This is a genomic window from Candidatus Synechococcus spongiarum (assembly GCF_900047545.1).
Lineage (GTDB): Bacteria > Cyanobacteriota > Cyanobacteriia > PCC-6307 > Cyanobiaceae > Synechococcus_B > Synechococcus_B spongiarum_C.
Window position 1 is genome coordinate 1 of record NZ_FITM01000150.1, and the last position, 13,579, is coordinate 13,579.

Genomic DNA, 13,579 nt, shown 5'->3' on the forward strand with positions numbered 1-13,579 from the left:
CGCTGTTGGGAATGCATGTCAGCGGCGCTTCCCGCCATGTCCAATGTGCCTCTCTGCTTTGCTCCTGTCTATCAGTCTTGGCACTGCCTTCTCCCTGTCCACCTTCCTGCAATGCTCCCACAACCCTCCCTCAAGCAGTTCTTTCCCAGAGACCAGCAATGGTTCGATCTCATCAATGGTGATCCACTCGAAGAGGTGGAATTGGTAGAACCGCACTCAGCGAATGGTTTGCACTGCTGAGCCAACCCACCGTGATCCTCATAGGGGTGGGGCTGATCGTGAACCGGCTAAACAAGCGGATTGACGACCTGCGTAGTGATCTGGCCAAGCTGGATGACCGACAGTAGGAAGACATGCAAGAGCTACGGAAGAAAGTGGATGAGTTGCCCTTGAAGATCATGGAGACGCTGAGCAAAGCCCCCCGTTGAGCCGCCGCCCGGCAACCCTGACGTCACCTGGTTTTCTCCCGTTGGCCCTGCCCAGCCAGCCGCTCAGTGGCTGGCCAAGTGGGGGACCCCTGCATCGTGGAGGGCCTGGTCGCGGATGCGGCAGCTATCGCAACGGCCACAGGGCTCTTCCCCACCGCCATAGCAACTCCAGGTGGCGGCTATGGGCACGTCCAGAGCCAAAGCCCGCTCAACAATCTCCCGTTTGTTGAGGCGGAGCAGAGGGGCCCAGAGTTTGGGACCCTGTCCCAGGCGACCGGCTTTGGTGGCCAGGTCCGCCAGGGTCTGGTATTGGGCCAGGTAATCACCGCGGCAGTCTGGATAGCCGGAGTAATCCACCGCATTGACCCCCAGCACCAACCGATGGGCGCCTCTGGCCTCCGCCAGACTCAGACCCAGGGCAATGAACACCGTGTTGCGCCCCGGCACGTAGGTGGTGGGAATGACGTGGGTTTGAACCCCGTCCTGGGGCAGGGGCTGTTGAAGGTCCGTGAGGGCCGAGCCGCCCCAGGCGGCCAGGTTCACCGTCAACCGGTGGTGCTCCACCAGGCCCAAAGCCGTGGCCAGGGCAGAGGCTGCTTGCAGCTCGCGGCGGTGGCGCTGGCCGTAGTCCATGGAGAGACCAATCACCTGATCCCCCTCCGCCAACGCCATGGCCGCCGCCGTGGCCGAGTCCAGGCCACCTGAGAGCAAAGCAACAGCAACGGGAGGACGGCTGCTCATGGCGCAGTGGGGGCGGGGGCTGGGCTGCTCGGCACGGCCACGGATCTCAAATTCTCAAGCGGCGAGAGGAGGAATCAGTTGACGCTGCTCAAGGGCACTCAACACCTGATCAATCCCCGCCTCCAAGGAGCGGTCACCGGTGCGGATCACCAGCTCTGGGCTTTGGGGGGGCTCATAGGGAGAGTCCAGCCCCGTGAAGTGCTTGATCTCCCCAGCACGGGCTTTGGCATACAAGCCCTTGGGATCCCGCCGCTCACAGGTGGTCAGGTCGGCAGCGCAGTAGATCTCCAGGAAGTCGCCAGAGGGCACCAGAGCCCTTGCCCGATCCCGATCCGCTTGGAAGGGGGAGACAAAAGCCGTCAGGGTGATCACTCCAGCATCCAGGAACAACTTGGCCAGCTCGCCAATGCGGCGGATGTTTTCGATGCGGTCGGCATCGGTAAAGCCCAGATCGTTGCAGAGGCCATGGCGCACATTGTCCCCGTCCAACACATAGCCCGCAATACCACGGCGGTGCAGTTCACCGTTGACCCCGTTGGCCATGGTGCTCTTGCCGGAGCCAGAGAGGCCCGTAAACCAGAGGACGGCGCTGCCGTGCCCCCGCAACGCGGCCCGCTCCTGGCGGGATACACCGGCTTGATGCCAGACGATGTTGGTGGTGGTGGGTGTGGTCACGGAAAAGACGCCGGCCTGGGTTCCATTGTCCACGGCAATTGTCTACAGCAGCCGCCCCACTGCCGACAGCGGCATGTGCTTTAGCCACCAGAGCGTTTGGCTAGATAGCCGCGCCTAGCGAGTTGCTCCAGCACCGCCGTCACCTGGTCGCCTTGCAGCACAAGGGTGTCCCCCTGCACGCTGCCTCCGGTGGCGGTGGCGACTTTCAAAGCCTTGGCCAAGGCGTGGAGCTGGTCGGGGGGCAACTCCAGTCCTGTGATGATGGTGCTGGTCTTGCCACCGCGCCCCCGACTGCTGCGCTGCACCCTGACCTGCTGTTGACCTGGCGGCTGCGGCGCCGGCAGCTGCCGGATCCGGGGCGTCTGATCGGACCTGAACTCTTGCCAACCTCGGTTGCGGGCCATGGGTGTACTCCCTGTTGTATAGAGCCCTAATCCTCTAGGGTTTCCGCCTGCACATCAATGGGGTCATGTTTGCCACCGCTGCCTGGGGTGGTCCCCACAAAGCTGTAGCCACAGGCGGGGCAGGTGGTGGTGCCCATAGTGGAGATCCCGCAACTTGGGCATTGCCGGATCCGGGCTTGCAGGCGACGCCACCACAGCCAGCCGGCCAAGCCGGCCACACCCGCCAGCAGAGGGGGCAACAGGAGCAGCAGGGATAGCCACTTGGCCAAACCGAAGAGCAGACGCAGGGTGGGACCCGGCAACAGGATGAGGGCAGCCAGGGCGCCAATGAGAAGCCAGGGCGGTCGGCGTTGCATGGGGAAGGCTGTGATGACGGATGACCCAGTTTGCCTCTGCTGCGTTTGCTCCTGCTGATCCGGGGGGCATGGAGGGCGGCAACGACCTACGGCACCAAGTTCACCAACCGCCCCGGCACCACGATCACCCGCCGTGGGGTGGTTCCCTTCAGCCAGCGCTGGGCAATGTCACTGCCACAGGCCAGGCGTTCCAGTTCCTTTTGGGAGGCGGTACTGGGCACCGTCATGGTTCCCCGGGTTTTGCCCTGGATCTGGATCACCACATCCCGCAACTCCTGTTTGAGGGCCTCCGAGTCCGGTTGGGGCCAACTCTGGCTGTGAACACTGCCCGCACCATCCAACTGCCGCCACAACTCTTCGGCCAAATGGGGAGCAAAGGGGGCCAGCAGCCGCAGCAGGGTGTCCATGGCCTCACGCTGCACACCGTCAGAGGCCTTGTCCAGGTTGCCCAAGCCATTGGCCAGCTTCATCAGTTCAGACACGGCCGTGTTGAACTGATAGGCCCCATCCAGATCCTCTTCAACGGCCTGGATGGCGGTGTGGACACAACGGCGCACCTGCCGGTCTATGGCAGCGAGCTTTGTTGTGGGGCTGTCCGGGGCACGGTTGAGCCGTCCACCTCGCTGCCGGAAAGCCGCCACTAGGCGCCAGAGCCGCTGCAGAAACCGAAACTGCCCTTCCACGTCCGCATCGCTCCACTCCAGATCCTTCTCCGGCGGCGCCTTGAAGAGAACGAACATCCGCGCCGTGTCGGCCCCGTAGCGGGCAACCACCGAGGCCGGGTCCACGCCGTTGAGCTTGGACTTGGACATCTTCTCGAAGAAGGACTCCAGGGGTTCCCCATCCTCAGGATCCAAGGGGTGATCGGGATCCTGCACCTGCGCCGGGGCCACGTATTTGCCTGTGCGCGGATTGCGATAGGTGATGGCCTGGACCATGCCCTGGGTGAGCAGCCGCTGAAAGGGCTCACGGAACCCCAACAGGCCCCGGTCCGCCAACGCCTTGGTGAAAAATCGCGAGTAGAGCAGATGCAGGATGGCGTGTTCCACCCCCCCCACGTATTGATCCACGGGTAGCCACTGGTCCACCTTCTCCCGCTGAAAGGCCTGCTGGGCATTGGTGGCGTCCGCATAGCGCAGGAAGTACCAACTGGAGCACATGAACGTGTCCATGGTGTCGGTTTCCCGCCGGGCTGGCGTTCCACAGACGGGACAGTCCACCTCCAGCCACGCCTTGGCCTTGGCCAGGGGGTTGCCCCCCTTGCCCGCCAAGGGCAAATCCCGGGGCAACTCCACGGGCAACTGGTCTTGGGGGACGGGCACAGCACCACAGTTGGGGCAGTGGATGATGGGGATGGGGCAGCCCCAGTAGCGCTGGCGCGACACCAGCCAATCCCGCAAGCGATAGACGGTTTTTTCCTTCCCAAGCTGCTGAGCAGCCAGCGCAGCGGTGATGCGGGCCTTGGCCAACCGGCTGGGCAGACCATTGAAGTCACCGGAGTTCACCAGGACGCCGTCATCGCAAAACGCCTCCTCCAGGCTTCCTTCTCCCCCTGGAGGATCCTGGCCGTCGGGGGTGATCACTACGGTGACGGGCAGGCCGTGGCGCCGGGCGAAGTCAAAGTCACGGCTGTCATGGGCAGGGACCCCCATCACGGCGCCGGAGCCGTAGTCCAGCAGAACATAGTCCGCAATCCAGACGGGAACGGGCTCACCACTGAGGGGGTGCCGCACATGGGTGCCGAGGGGAACGCCCCGCTTAGGGCGATCATCTGCCGTGCGCTCCATGGTGCTGGTGCGGGCCATCTCGTCACGGAAGGCGGCCACGGTGGCCTGCTGCTCCGGGTGGGTGAGGCTGTCCACAAGGGTATGCTCCGGAGACAACACCATGTAGGTGACGCCAAACAGGGTGTCCGGCCGGGTGGTGAACACCTCCACCGCCACTGTGCCCTGGTCGTTGCCGGGGGGCATGAAGGGAAACAACACCTGGGTGCCGGTGGAGCGCCCAATCCAGTTAGCCTGCATGGTGCGCACCCGCTCCGGCCAACCCCCTAGCAGCTTCAGGTCCTCCAGCAGGTCCTGTGCATAGTGGGTGATGCCAAGGAACCACTGGCGGAGCAGGCGGCGCTCCACCAGGGCGCCGGAGCGCCAGGAGCGCCCCTGGCTGTCCACCTGCTCGTTGGCCAGCACGGTCTGGTCCACCGGATCCCAGTTCACGGCAGCTTCCTTCTGGTAGGCCAACCCCGCCGCAAACAGTTCTAGGAAAATCCATTGGGTCCAGCGATAATAATCCGGCTGGCAGGTGGTCACTTCCCGCTCCCAGTCAAGGGACAACCCCAGGGCATCAAGCTGACGCCGCATCTGGGCAATGTTTTGCTCCGTCCAGCGGCCCGGTTCCACGGAGCGCTCAATGGCGGCGTTTTCTGCGGGCAAGCCGAAGGCGTCCCAACCCATGGGATGGAGCACCGCCTTGCCCTTCATCCGCTGCACCCGGGCCACCACGTCGGTGATGACGTAGTTGCGCACATGTCCCATGTGCAGATTCCCCGAGGGATAGGGGAACATGGAGAGGGCGTAAAACGTGTCCTGTCCAGGCCGGGGCTCCGGTGTGCGGTATTGCCCACAGGCCCGCCAGTGCTGCTGCCAGTGGGCCTCCACCCGGCTGGGAGAATAGGGTTCCTGCAACGGCTGGGCCAGACCATGGTCCGGCAAGGCAGTCTTCGGGTCGGAGGCGGGCATCGCAGGGTACAAGGGCCAGCATTGGCCAACATGGTCCCACAGGGGGAACGGGGGATCGGGATGACCGTCCGCCTTGACTCCAGCACCTGCGCTGCCCCAGGCAGGGGTACGGGCGCTGGAGATCGGCTAGCCCTGAGGTGGCCAGTACTGCCCTCGGCCGGTCACCCCATGAAACGTCGTCAGGCCGTCACGACCGCCGCCTTCAGCTTGGGCAGTGCTGCTCTGGCGGCTTGTGGTGGCCTGGGGCGGCAACAGCAACGCCGGAGATCACCAGCCGTGATGGGTGGTGATCAACCCAGGGTGCGCTGGCGGCATGGCCACCAGTTGGCCAACGTCCCTCGACACCATGTACGGCGGCGCAGTCGCCATGGCCGAGCGAGTGGAGGAGATGAGTGACGGTTATTTTCAAATCACGCCTTACGCCGCTGGTGAGCTGGTTTCCGGCCTCAAGATTTTGGATGCCGTACAAGAAGGCTTGGCGGAGTGCGGCCATACCGCCAGTTATTATTATATCGACAAAAATCCTGCCTTTGCCTTTGGCAGCTCCGTACCTTTTGGTCTCAATGCTCAACAACAAAATGCCTGGCTCTATGAAGGTGGCGGCAATGAGGCCATGAATCGTCTGTTTGGACAGTTTGACGTGCTGGGTTTTCCGGCAGGTAATACGGGTCCACAAATGGGAGGCTGGTTTAAGCAGCAGGTCAATACCGTTGCTGATCTACAGGGCTTTTGAACATGCGGATCCCGGGCCTGGGTGGTGAAGTGATGAGCACCTTAGGCGTCAAGGTGCAAGCGTTACCGGGAGGAGAGATTTTCCCGGCACTGGAAGGGGCACCATTGACGCGGCGGAATGGGTTGGCCCCTATGACGACGAGAAGCTGGGGCTGTGGAAGGTGGCCAAGTATTATTATCACCCGGGCTGGTGGGAGCCCGGTACCGCGCTCCATGTTTTTGTGAACCGCAAGACCTGGGAGGCACTGCCCAGACCTTACCAACAGATGTTTCATACGGCAGCCAGCGAAGTCAATCTGCAGATGTTGGCCCGCTATGATGAACGGAACGGTGATGCCCTGAGACGGCTGGTTGCCGAGGGCGTCAGCCTTGTTTTCTATGAAGAAGACATTCTCAAAGCAGCGGAACAGGCCAGCTTTGAGATCTATGAAGACTACACCATCAAGAATCAGAGTTTTCGTCGCATCTATGAACCCTGGTCCCATTTCCGTGAAAACATCTTGTATTGGAGTAACGTGAAGGAATCCATGAAGAATTCCCTGCCCATTGCTCTACGTACAGAAATTCTTAGAAAAGCCTGTATGAAGTCAGTGCGGATATTTTAATCAATATCTGAACACCCCTCAGGCCTGCCAAGAAACCCCATTGGCCCAGAGCCCCCAAGGGTCGGTCCCCCCGCTAAGGAACAATAACAACACACACTCCTTTGCTGTCATGCTCCTGGATCTCAGCGGCAAGAAGGCCCTGGTCACCGGCATTGCCAACAACCGCTCCATCGCCTGGGGCATTGCCCGGCAACTCCACCTTGCCGGGGCCAAACTGGGCATCACCTATCTTCCGGACGAGAAGGGGCGGTTTGAAGCCAAGGTGCGGGAGTTGACGGCGCCCCTCAATCCCGGTCTGTTTCTGCCCATGGACGTGCAGAACCCGGAGCAGATGCAGTCGGTGTTCCAGCAACTGGAGCGCCAGTGGGGCCAACTAGACATCCTCGTTCACTGCCTCGCCTTTGCCAACAAGGCGGATCTGGTGGGGGATTTCACCAACACCACCGCCCAGGGGTTCCGCACCGCCCTGGAGATCAGCAGCCACTCCCTCACCTCCCTCTGCCGCCTGGCCAAGCCCCTCTTCTCCCAAGGGGCCAGTGTGATCACGCTCACCTACCTGGGGGCCGAGCGGGCCGTTCCCAACTACAATGTCATGGGACTGGCCAAGGCAGCCCTGGAGGCTTCCGTTCGCTACCTGGCGGCTGAACTGGGTCCCGAGAAGCAGGTGCGGGTGAACGCCATCAGCGCCGGCCCCATCCGCACTCTCGCCAGTTCCGCTGTGGGGGGCATTCTGGACATGATCCACCACGTGGAGGAGAGGGCTCCCCTGCGCCGCACCGTGACCCAGCAGGAGGTGGGCAACACCGCCGCTTTCCTGGCCAGCCCCCTGGCCTCCGGCATCAGCGGCCAGGTCCTGTACGTGGACGGGGGCTATTGCATCATGGGATTTTGAGGACTGTGAACACGTCCGAGCAACCCGGTCCCCATGAGCGTCCCTCCACAGGACCGGCAGCGGCGCTGGCCCAACGCATCAGCGCCCGGATCCCGGTGCTGAAAACAGCACGCCTGTGGCTGCGGGCTCCCCGCATCACGGATTTCCAGATCTATGCCCGGATTGCCTGCTCCCAGCGGGCCCAGTTCATGAATGGCCCCATGACGCGGGAGGAGGCCTGGGATGATTTTGCGCGCACGTGCAGCACCTGGCTCTGGCGTGGTCACGGTGCGTGGGTCATGGAGGGGAAGGGGGACGGCGCCCCGTTGGGCCTGGTTGTGCTGGGGTTTGAGCCGGGTAATCAAGACCCGGAGCTGGGGATTGCCCTCATCCAGGCTGCCGAAGGCCAGGGCCTTGCCCTGGAGGCCGCCCGGGCGGCGCGGGATTACGCCTTCGGAGCGCTGGAGTTTCCCCGTCTGGTGAGCTACGTCTCCCCGGGCAACACCCGCTCCATTGCCCTGATGGAGAGACTGGGCGCCCAGCGTGAGCCCGCTCTGCTGGAAGGCAGCCTGGTGTATCGCCACATGCCACCAACGAAACAGGGCGCTAACTCCGCAACCGTGAAGCGCGGCACCGGTGCCCAGTCGTCTTGTTCTCAACTGGATTCCTAACTGGCCGCAGCCCCGAACAGCTTGAAAACGTCACGGCAAAAGTGCTGCAAGGCCTGGCTCACGTCCTCCGTGGGTGTGTCCTTCCCCTCCGGCTGCCATGGCCCCAACGTGGCGAGACGCCATTGCTCCCCCCGGAAGCTGATGCCCCGCAGCACCAGACCCAGCAGTTGCCCCTGCTGCCCCGGCGACGTCTTGAATTGCAACTGCACCAACACACTGCGACAGGCCAGGCGTGTGCTCCAGCCGGGGAAGTGAAAGCCCAGGTCGATGGAGTTGGCCTCCTGCCAACGGCGGGTGCGCCAGTCGTCCTGCCAGGGACAAAGATCAGCCCGGCCGTCGGGGAACCGTTGACGGAAGGCGGTGGCCACACTGGCAACGGTCTGGGCAATCTCCGGACTGGTGACCTGGTGGGAAGCATTCATGGCAACAGCAGTCCAGGACACGGAGGTTGCTCAACCATAAGAACCAGGACCGAGGTTGTGTATACTGGGGATAGTATACTGGCGCCAATGGCAAGGGACCCGGTCAAAACCGTCGCAATGGATACCTGGTAGGCCTTGCTGGCTCACCATGATACAACCACCAAACAGAATGATGACTGCATGGGAGCAGCATGGTGAATCCGAGCAGCCGGCAACGCTTCCGTGAGTTATTGCGCAAAATTGGCAGTGGCGAACACACCAGCCGCGGTCTTTCCCGAGAGGAAGCTGCGGAGGCCATGGCGTTGATGCTCAATGGCGACGCCACCCCTGCACAGGTGGGGGCCTTTCTCATTGCCCATCGCATTCGCCGCCCGGAACCCCAGGAGTTGGCCGGCATGTTGGACCACTACGAGGCCCATGGTCCATCCCTCCACAGCCAAGGCCCGCACCTGCCCATTTCCTTCGGGATGCCCTACGACGGTCGCACCAGGACCGCGCCGGTGTTCCCCCTCACGGCCCTGGTGTTGGCAACGGCAGGCCATCCCGTCATTCTCCATGGGGGGCGGCGCATGCCCATCAAATACGGCATCACTCCCATGGAGCTGTTGCAACGTGTGGGCATTGATTTGTCCGGGCTCACCATTGCCGCGGTGCAGCGTTGTCTCGACCAGGAGAACATGGCCTTGACCCACCAGCCACTGCACTTCCCGGCGGCTGAGGCACTGGTGGAGATTCGCGATCAACTGGGCAAGCGCCCCCCCGTGGCCAGTCTGGAGTTGCTCTGGTCCCCCCACAAGGGGGCCCACTTGCTGGTGTCCGGATTTGTCCATCCCCCAACGGAGAGCCGGGCCTGGGCAGCCCTGGCTGAACATGGGGGGGAGCGCAACGTTGTCACGGTCAAGGGGTTGGAGGGCAGCACGGATATCCCCACCAGCCGCGCCGGTATCCTTGCCCACGTGCGCTATGGCCAGGCGGAGCGCCACATCTTCCATCCTCGCGACCACGGTTATTTTGGAGAGGATCTGGCGTGGAACGGTGAGGAGGCCTGGTCCCGGATGGCTGAAGCCGCCCTACTGGGCCATGGCCCCTTGCGCCGGGCCGTGAGCTGGAATAGCGGCTCCTACCTGTGGTTCCTGAATCGTGAGCGCTCCCTGCCCGATTGCCTGGCAGAGGCGGACCAGTTGCTGGCCAGTGGCCAGGTGCTCCAGAAGCGTGATCGCCTCCGCCATCTGCTGCGGAGCATGGAGCCGCAACGCCAACATGCCACATGCCGATGAGTGAGGCGAGCCACTGCTTTGCCTTTGAAGCGGACTTCACGGGCAGTTGGCGTTGCATCCCCCTCTGTGTGCGCCGCAAGCTGGACCTGAGCGGCATCAAGCTCAAACTACACCACTGGCTGGCCCTGGACCAGGGAGAGCGTCAACGGTTGGTGGATTGGCCGGATGGACCCCATGATCTCCAGGCTTTTGCGGTACACCTCAAACAGCGCACTGCCGACATTGCGGATGGTCCTGTTGGGGAGTTGCCCATTCCCCAGCTTCCCCCCTGGCAGCAGCCAAAGCCCTTGGAGTCCGTGACTGCCGCGCTTCACGCCATGGGGCAAACCATGAACAATGAACAATGGCAGCAGTTGAGTGAACTGAAGCGTTTTGCCCTATGCAAACTGGCGCGCCCCGGCCATGATCACCACAACCTGGCGCCTGCCCTAGCGGAATTCGGCATCACGTGATGGGGCAAACAGGTTGAGTTAATCGCTTTTGAGAAGCTTAAACATCACGTGGGCATCCACAAAGCCCAATCGCTGATGGTGAAACGCACCGGGTAGTGTGCCGACAATGGCCATGCCATTGTGCTGCCAAGCCTGCACCGCAGCGGTGTTGGTGGATACAACCAGGTTAAATTGCATGGCCCGAAAGCCAAACGCCAGGGCCTGGTCCTGGGAATGGGAAAACATCAGACTGCCAACCCCTCGCCGTCGCGCTGTGGCGGCAACCACGTAACCGCAGTTGCACACATGGGCCGCCAGGGGGGGACCATTGGGCTTGATGTGGTAGGTGCCCAGCACTTGGCCATCCGCCGCCACCGCCACAAAGGCCTGCAGGACCGCCTCCACCCAAACGGCGTAGCCTGCTTCGCTATCCATGGCTGGATCAAAGGCCAGGGTCTCGCCGGCACGGACCACCGGCTCCATCATTTGCCATGTGGCAGGCCAGTCTTCCAACAGCAGGGGGCGGATCCGAACCATGACGCCGCATCACCAAGAACTGCAACACTCTCCTCAGTTCACTGGCGTCTCTGCCGCATCTGCAGGGACAAAGGCAAGGGCGACCCCGTTGTTGCAGTAGCGCTTACCGGTGGGCTGAGGACCGTCGTTGAACACGTGCCCCTGGTGTCCGCCACAGCGGCGGCAATGGTACTCCGTGCGGGGAAGAAACAGCTTAAAATCCAGCTTGGTGGCAATGTTGTTGGGGAGCGGCTCCCAAAAGCTGGGCCAGCCGGTGCCACTCTCGTACTTCGTCGCCGAGGAAAACAGGGGCAGTTCACACCCTTTGCACACAAATGTGCCGTCCCGCTTTTCCTCCAGCAGTGCCCTGCTGGTAAAGGGGCGCTCCGTCCCTTCCCGCCGCAAGACGTCAAATTCTTCCGGGGAGAGCCGCTGGCGCCACTGGGATTCAGTGAGATCCCAGGTGGCTTCTCCCGCTGGGGATGCTGCGCTGGCCATGGATGGTTTCAAAATAGTCACCATAGAGGTGACAAGCCCCAGCAGCAGGTGGCGGCGGCTCATGGAGCTTACCAATGGAGCCATGGTGCTGTGACCCTCGTTCAAAAAGCCATTCTATGGTCCCCATCCCGTGCCATGGTAGCCGTCCCCAGCCACCTTCATGCTTCTCCCGGATTGAAAGGGCATCCCTTCAGCGTGGCGCCGATGCTGGACTGCACGGATCGGCATTTTCGGGTGCTGATGCGTCAGATCAGCCGTGAGGCCTTGCTCTACACGGAGATGGTGGTGGCCCAGGCGCTCCACTACGGCCACCGGCGGCCCCTGCTGGACTACGACCCCATCGAACATCCCCTGGCACTCCAGGTGGGAGGTGATGACCCCCTGCTGTTGGCGGAAGCGGCTCGCATGGCGGAGGTGTGGGGCTACGACGAACTCAACTTGAATCTGGGCTGTCCCAGTGAACGGGTCCAGGCGGGGCGTTTTGGTGCTTGCCTCATGGCGGAGCCCGACCACGTGGCCCGCTGCATTGAGGCCATGGCCACCAGCAGCAGCCTGCCGGTCACCGTCAAGCACCGCCTGGGCATTGACCACCAGGAGCGCTACGACCATTTGCTGGCATTCGTAGATACCACGGCGGCGGCGGGCGCCCAGCGCTTCATTGTCCATGCCCGCAAGGCCTGGCTCCAGGGCCTCAATCCCAAACAGAACCGCACCATCCCCCCCCTGCGCTACGACTGGGTGGCGCGTCTCAAACAGGACCGTCCCGGCTTGTCCATTGTCCTCAACGGGGGCCTCACCGCCATGGCGGATTGCCGGCAGGCCCTCACCATATGCGACGGCGTCATGGTGGGCCGCGCCGCCTACGACCACCCCCTGCGCTGGGCCGACGTGGATGAAGTCTTCTACGGCCATGCTCCTCGCCATCCCCTGCAGCCGTCCGCCGTTGTGAAGGCCATGATCCCCTATGCCCAGGCCCACGTGGTCCGGGGAGGACGCCTCTGGGACGTGGCCCGCCACCTGCTGCAACTGGTGCAGGGGGTGCCCGGAGCACGGGCTTGGCGGCGGCGCCTTGGTGAAGGGGCCATGGTCCGTGGCGCTGACCTGGCAGTGCTTCACCAGGCTGCCGAGGCGTTGGTGGAGCGTGGATGGTGATGGAGAGCCTTCTGCAAAGAACCTTCCGCCTGGATCGGGTCAAGTCGGGTGAAGCAGAATGGTCGTCCACCCTCACAGCAGCAGCCTGTTGATAGGCTGAGGAATCGCTCAACCCAGGCAGCATGGCTGACAACTCGGCGATCGAGTGGACCGGTGCCACCTAGAATCCGGTGACCGGCTTTACCAAGGTGTCGCGGGGGTGCGACCACACTGCTACGCGGAGCGCTTTGCGGAGCGCTGGCGGGGCGTTCCTGGCCATTCCTATGGGCAGGGCTTTGATCTACGCCTCTGGGAATCACGGCTGGATCAGCCGGCGCAATGGCGCAAGCCACGGATGATCTTCGTCAACTCCATGGGGGATCTGTTTCACAAGGACATTCCCGGCGGGTTCATTGATCGGGTCTTTGCTCAGATGGAAGCCGTGGACTGTCATATCTATTAGGTGCTCACCAAGCGCAGCTTGCGGATGCAGGAGTACCTCAGGGGTAGGTATGGGGATCGCCTTGCACCGCCACATATCTGGTGTGGCGTTTCCGTGGAAGACCGCACGGTGCGCTCCCGCATTCGCCACCTTTCCATGGCGCCCGCAGCGGTGCGCTTCCTCTCTCTTGAGCCCCTGTTGGAATCCCCTGGAGCTATTGACCTGGAGGGCATTTCCTAGGTTGTTGGTGGTGGGGGAAGTGGTCCCCATGCCCGTCCACTGCACCCGGAATGGGTGTGCGAGATTCGGGATCAATGCCAAGATCCCGAGGTGCCCTTCTTTTTCAAACAATGGGGCGGATACACACCCAAGGCCGGTGGTCGTCTGTTGGAGGGGGAGGAGTATAATTCTATGCCCATCCCAGCTTTAGTGGACAGCAATCATGGCATCTCAATGGTAGCCTGACGAGCGGCCTCCCCAAATTGAGCCCCATATCAAGGCCAAGCTGGAGGTGTTAAGGACGTATCTGCGACAGTACTTTAATCGGCTAGGGAATCTCTGAATTGGCCTTCAAGAGAGGGCCACAGAGGATTTTGCATAGTTCTGGTCGGACTACGACAGTCAAAATCAGCCCAAGCTGG

Annotated in this window: 14 protein-coding genes and 2 pseudogenes; 8 read left to right on the forward strand and 8 right to left on the reverse strand. The window is 62.5% G+C overall.

The window, feature by feature from the left end:
• Positions 1–240, forward strand: a 240-nt coding sequence (locus tag FLM9_RS08395) for a hypothetical protein (RefSeq protein WP_218969749.1), incomplete at its 5' end; no start/stop codon positions are given.
• A gap of 251 nt (positions 241–491) precedes the next feature.
• Here FLM9_RS08395 and queC read toward each other — a convergent pair.
• The 5 genes from queC to leuS all read right to left on the reverse strand — a co-directional run bounded on the left by queC (position 492) and on the right by leuS (position 5,342).
• Positions 492–1,169 (reverse strand): 7-cyano-7-deazaguanine synthase QueC, encoded by a 678-nt coding sequence (gene queC, locus FLM9_RS06395; RefSeq protein ID WP_074457793.1) that lies wholly within the window; start codon positions 1,167–1,169, stop codon positions 492–494.
• Between the two features lie 54 nt (positions 1,170–1,223).
• Complete coding sequence (cysC, locus tag FLM9_RS06400; RefSeq protein ID WP_257243037.1) at positions 1,224–1,877, reverse strand: adenylyl-sulfate kinase; 654 nt, start codon at positions 1,875–1,877, stop codon at positions 1,224–1,226.
• A gap of 47 nt (positions 1,878–1,924) precedes the next feature.
• On the reverse strand, positions 1,925–2,248 hold the full coding sequence (locus tag FLM9_RS06405) for a translation initiation factor (RefSeq protein ID WP_074457794.1): 324 nt from the start codon (positions 2,246–2,248) through the stop codon (positions 1,925–1,927).
• A gap of 26 nt (positions 2,249–2,274) precedes the next feature.
• The gene (locus tag FLM9_RS06410; RefSeq protein ID WP_074457795.1) at positions 2,275–2,604 is read right to left on the reverse strand and encodes a hypothetical protein; all 330 of its coding nucleotides are present in this window, start codon (positions 2,602–2,604) and stop codon (positions 2,275–2,277) included.
• Between the two features lie 86 nt (positions 2,605–2,690).
• Positions 2,691–5,342, reverse strand: a complete 2,652-nt coding sequence (gene leuS, locus FLM9_RS06415) for a leucine--tRNA ligase (protein ID WP_074457796.1) — start codon at positions 5,340–5,342, stop codon at positions 2,691–2,693.
• Between the two features lie 168 nt (positions 5,343–5,510).
• Between leuS and FLM9_RS08815 the strand changes: the two are divergent.
• The 3 genes and pseudogenes from FLM9_RS08815 (at position 5,511) to FLM9_RS06430 (ending at position 8,221) form a co-directional block, all read left to right on the forward strand.
• Positions 5,511–6,679, forward strand: a pseudogene (locus FLM9_RS08815) (TRAP transporter substrate-binding protein).
• 109 nt (positions 6,680–6,788) lie between these two features.
• Complete coding sequence (gene fabI / locus FLM9_RS06425; protein WP_074457797.1) at positions 6,789–7,571, forward strand: enoyl-ACP reductase FabI; 783 nt, start codon at positions 6,789–6,791, stop codon at positions 7,569–7,571.
• A 5-nt stretch (positions 7,572–7,576) separates the two neighbouring features.
• On the forward strand, positions 7,577–8,221 hold the full coding sequence (locus tag FLM9_RS06430; RefSeq protein ID WP_074457798.1) for a GNAT family N-acetyltransferase: 645 nt from the start codon (positions 7,577–7,579) through the stop codon (positions 8,219–8,221).
• Here FLM9_RS06430 and FLM9_RS06435 read toward each other — a convergent pair.
• Positions 8,218–8,643, reverse strand: coding sequence for a Tery_1686 family protein (locus FLM9_RS06435; RefSeq protein ID WP_074457799.1), 426 nt, complete (start codon positions 8,641–8,643; stop codon positions 8,218–8,220). The genes FLM9_RS06430 and FLM9_RS06435 overlap by 4 nt on opposite strands.
• Before the next feature lie 191 nt (positions 8,644–8,834).
• On the opposite strand from FLM9_RS06435, the gene FLM9_RS06440 reads away from it, so the two are divergent.
• Both FLM9_RS06440 and FLM9_RS06445 read left to right on the forward strand, forming a co-directional pair.
• The gene (locus FLM9_RS06440; protein WP_074457800.1) at positions 8,835–9,920 is read left to right on the forward strand and encodes an anthranilate phosphoribosyltransferase family protein; all 1,086 of its coding nucleotides are present in this window, start codon (positions 8,835–8,837) and stop codon (positions 9,918–9,920) included.
• Positions 9,917–10,372, forward strand: coding sequence for a nitrate reductase associated protein (locus FLM9_RS06445; RefSeq protein WP_074457801.1), 456 nt, complete (start codon positions 9,917–9,919; stop codon positions 10,370–10,372). The genes FLM9_RS06440 and FLM9_RS06445 overlap by 4 nt, the downstream gene beginning before the upstream one ends.
• An 18-nt stretch (positions 10,373–10,390) precedes the next feature.
• Here FLM9_RS06445 and FLM9_RS06450 read toward each other — a convergent pair whose 3' ends face one another.
• Positions 10,391–10,888, reverse strand: a complete 498-nt coding sequence (locus tag FLM9_RS06450; protein ID WP_074457802.1) for a GNAT family N-acetyltransferase — start codon at positions 10,886–10,888, stop codon at positions 10,391–10,393.
• 33 nt (positions 10,889–10,921) lie between these two features.
• On the reverse strand, positions 10,922–11,449 hold the full coding sequence (gene msrB, locus FLM9_RS06455) for a peptide-methionine (R)-S-oxide reductase MsrB (RefSeq protein ID WP_257243038.1): 528 nt from the start codon (positions 11,447–11,449) through the stop codon (positions 10,922–10,924).
• A 51-nt stretch (positions 11,450–11,500) separates the two neighbouring features.
• Between msrB and dusA the strand changes: the two genes are divergently transcribed.
• Both dusA and FLM9_RS06465 read left to right on the forward strand, forming a co-directional pair.
• Positions 11,501–12,517, forward strand: a complete 1,017-nt coding sequence (gene dusA / locus FLM9_RS06460; protein ID WP_074457804.1) for a tRNA dihydrouridine(20/20a) synthase DusA — start codon at positions 11,501–11,503, stop codon at positions 12,515–12,517.
• A 199-nt stretch (positions 12,518–12,716) separates the two neighbouring features.
• Positions 12,717–13,403 (forward strand): annotated as a pseudogene (locus FLM9_RS06465) (DUF5131 family protein).
• Positions 13,404–13,579 lie beyond the last annotated feature (176 nt).

What these genes read in the sequence shown, in the direction of transcription:
- fabI (WP_074457797.1), top strand. Translation starts at nt 6,789, where the DNA reads ATGCTCCTGGATCTCAGCGGCAAGAAGGCCCTGGTCACCGGCATTGCC.
- msrB (WP_257243038.1), bottom strand. Translation starts at nt 11,449, where the DNA reads ATGGCTCCATTGGTAAGCTCCATGAGCCGCCGCCACCTGCTGCTGGGG.
- FLM9_RS06440 (WP_074457800.1), top strand. Translation starts at nt 8,835, where the DNA reads ATGGTGAATCCGAGCAGCCGGCAACGCTTCCGTGAGTTATTGCGCAAA.
- FLM9_RS06435 (WP_074457799.1), bottom strand. Translation starts at nt 8,643, where the DNA reads ATGAATGCTTCCCACCAGGTCACCAGTCCGGAGATTGCCCAGACCGTT.
- queC (WP_074457793.1), bottom strand. Translation starts at nt 1,169, where the DNA reads ATGAGCAGCCGTCCTCCCGTTGCTGTTGCTTTGCTCTCAGGTGGCCTG.
- dusA (WP_074457804.1), top strand. Translation starts at nt 11,501, where the DNA reads ATGGTAGCCGTCCCCAGCCACCTTCATGCTTCTCCCGGATTGAAAGGG.
- FLM9_RS06410 (WP_074457795.1), bottom strand. Translation starts at nt 2,604, where the DNA reads ATGCAACGCCGACCGCCCTGGCTTCTCATTGGCGCCCTGGCTGCCCTC.
- FLM9_RS06445 (WP_074457801.1), top strand. Translation starts at nt 9,917, where the DNA reads ATGAGTGAGGCGAGCCACTGCTTTGCCTTTGAAGCGGACTTCACGGGC.
- FLM9_RS06405 (WP_074457794.1), bottom strand. Translation starts at nt 2,248, where the DNA reads ATGGCCCGCAACCGAGGTTGGCAAGAGTTCAGGTCCGATCAGACGCCC.
- FLM9_RS06450 (WP_074457802.1), bottom strand. Translation starts at nt 10,888, where the DNA reads ATGGTTCGGATCCGCCCCCTGCTGTTGGAAGACTGGCCTGCCACATGG.
- leuS (WP_074457796.1), bottom strand. Translation starts at nt 5,342, where the DNA reads ATGCCCGCCTCCGACCCGAAGACTGCCTTGCCGGACCATGGTCTGGCC.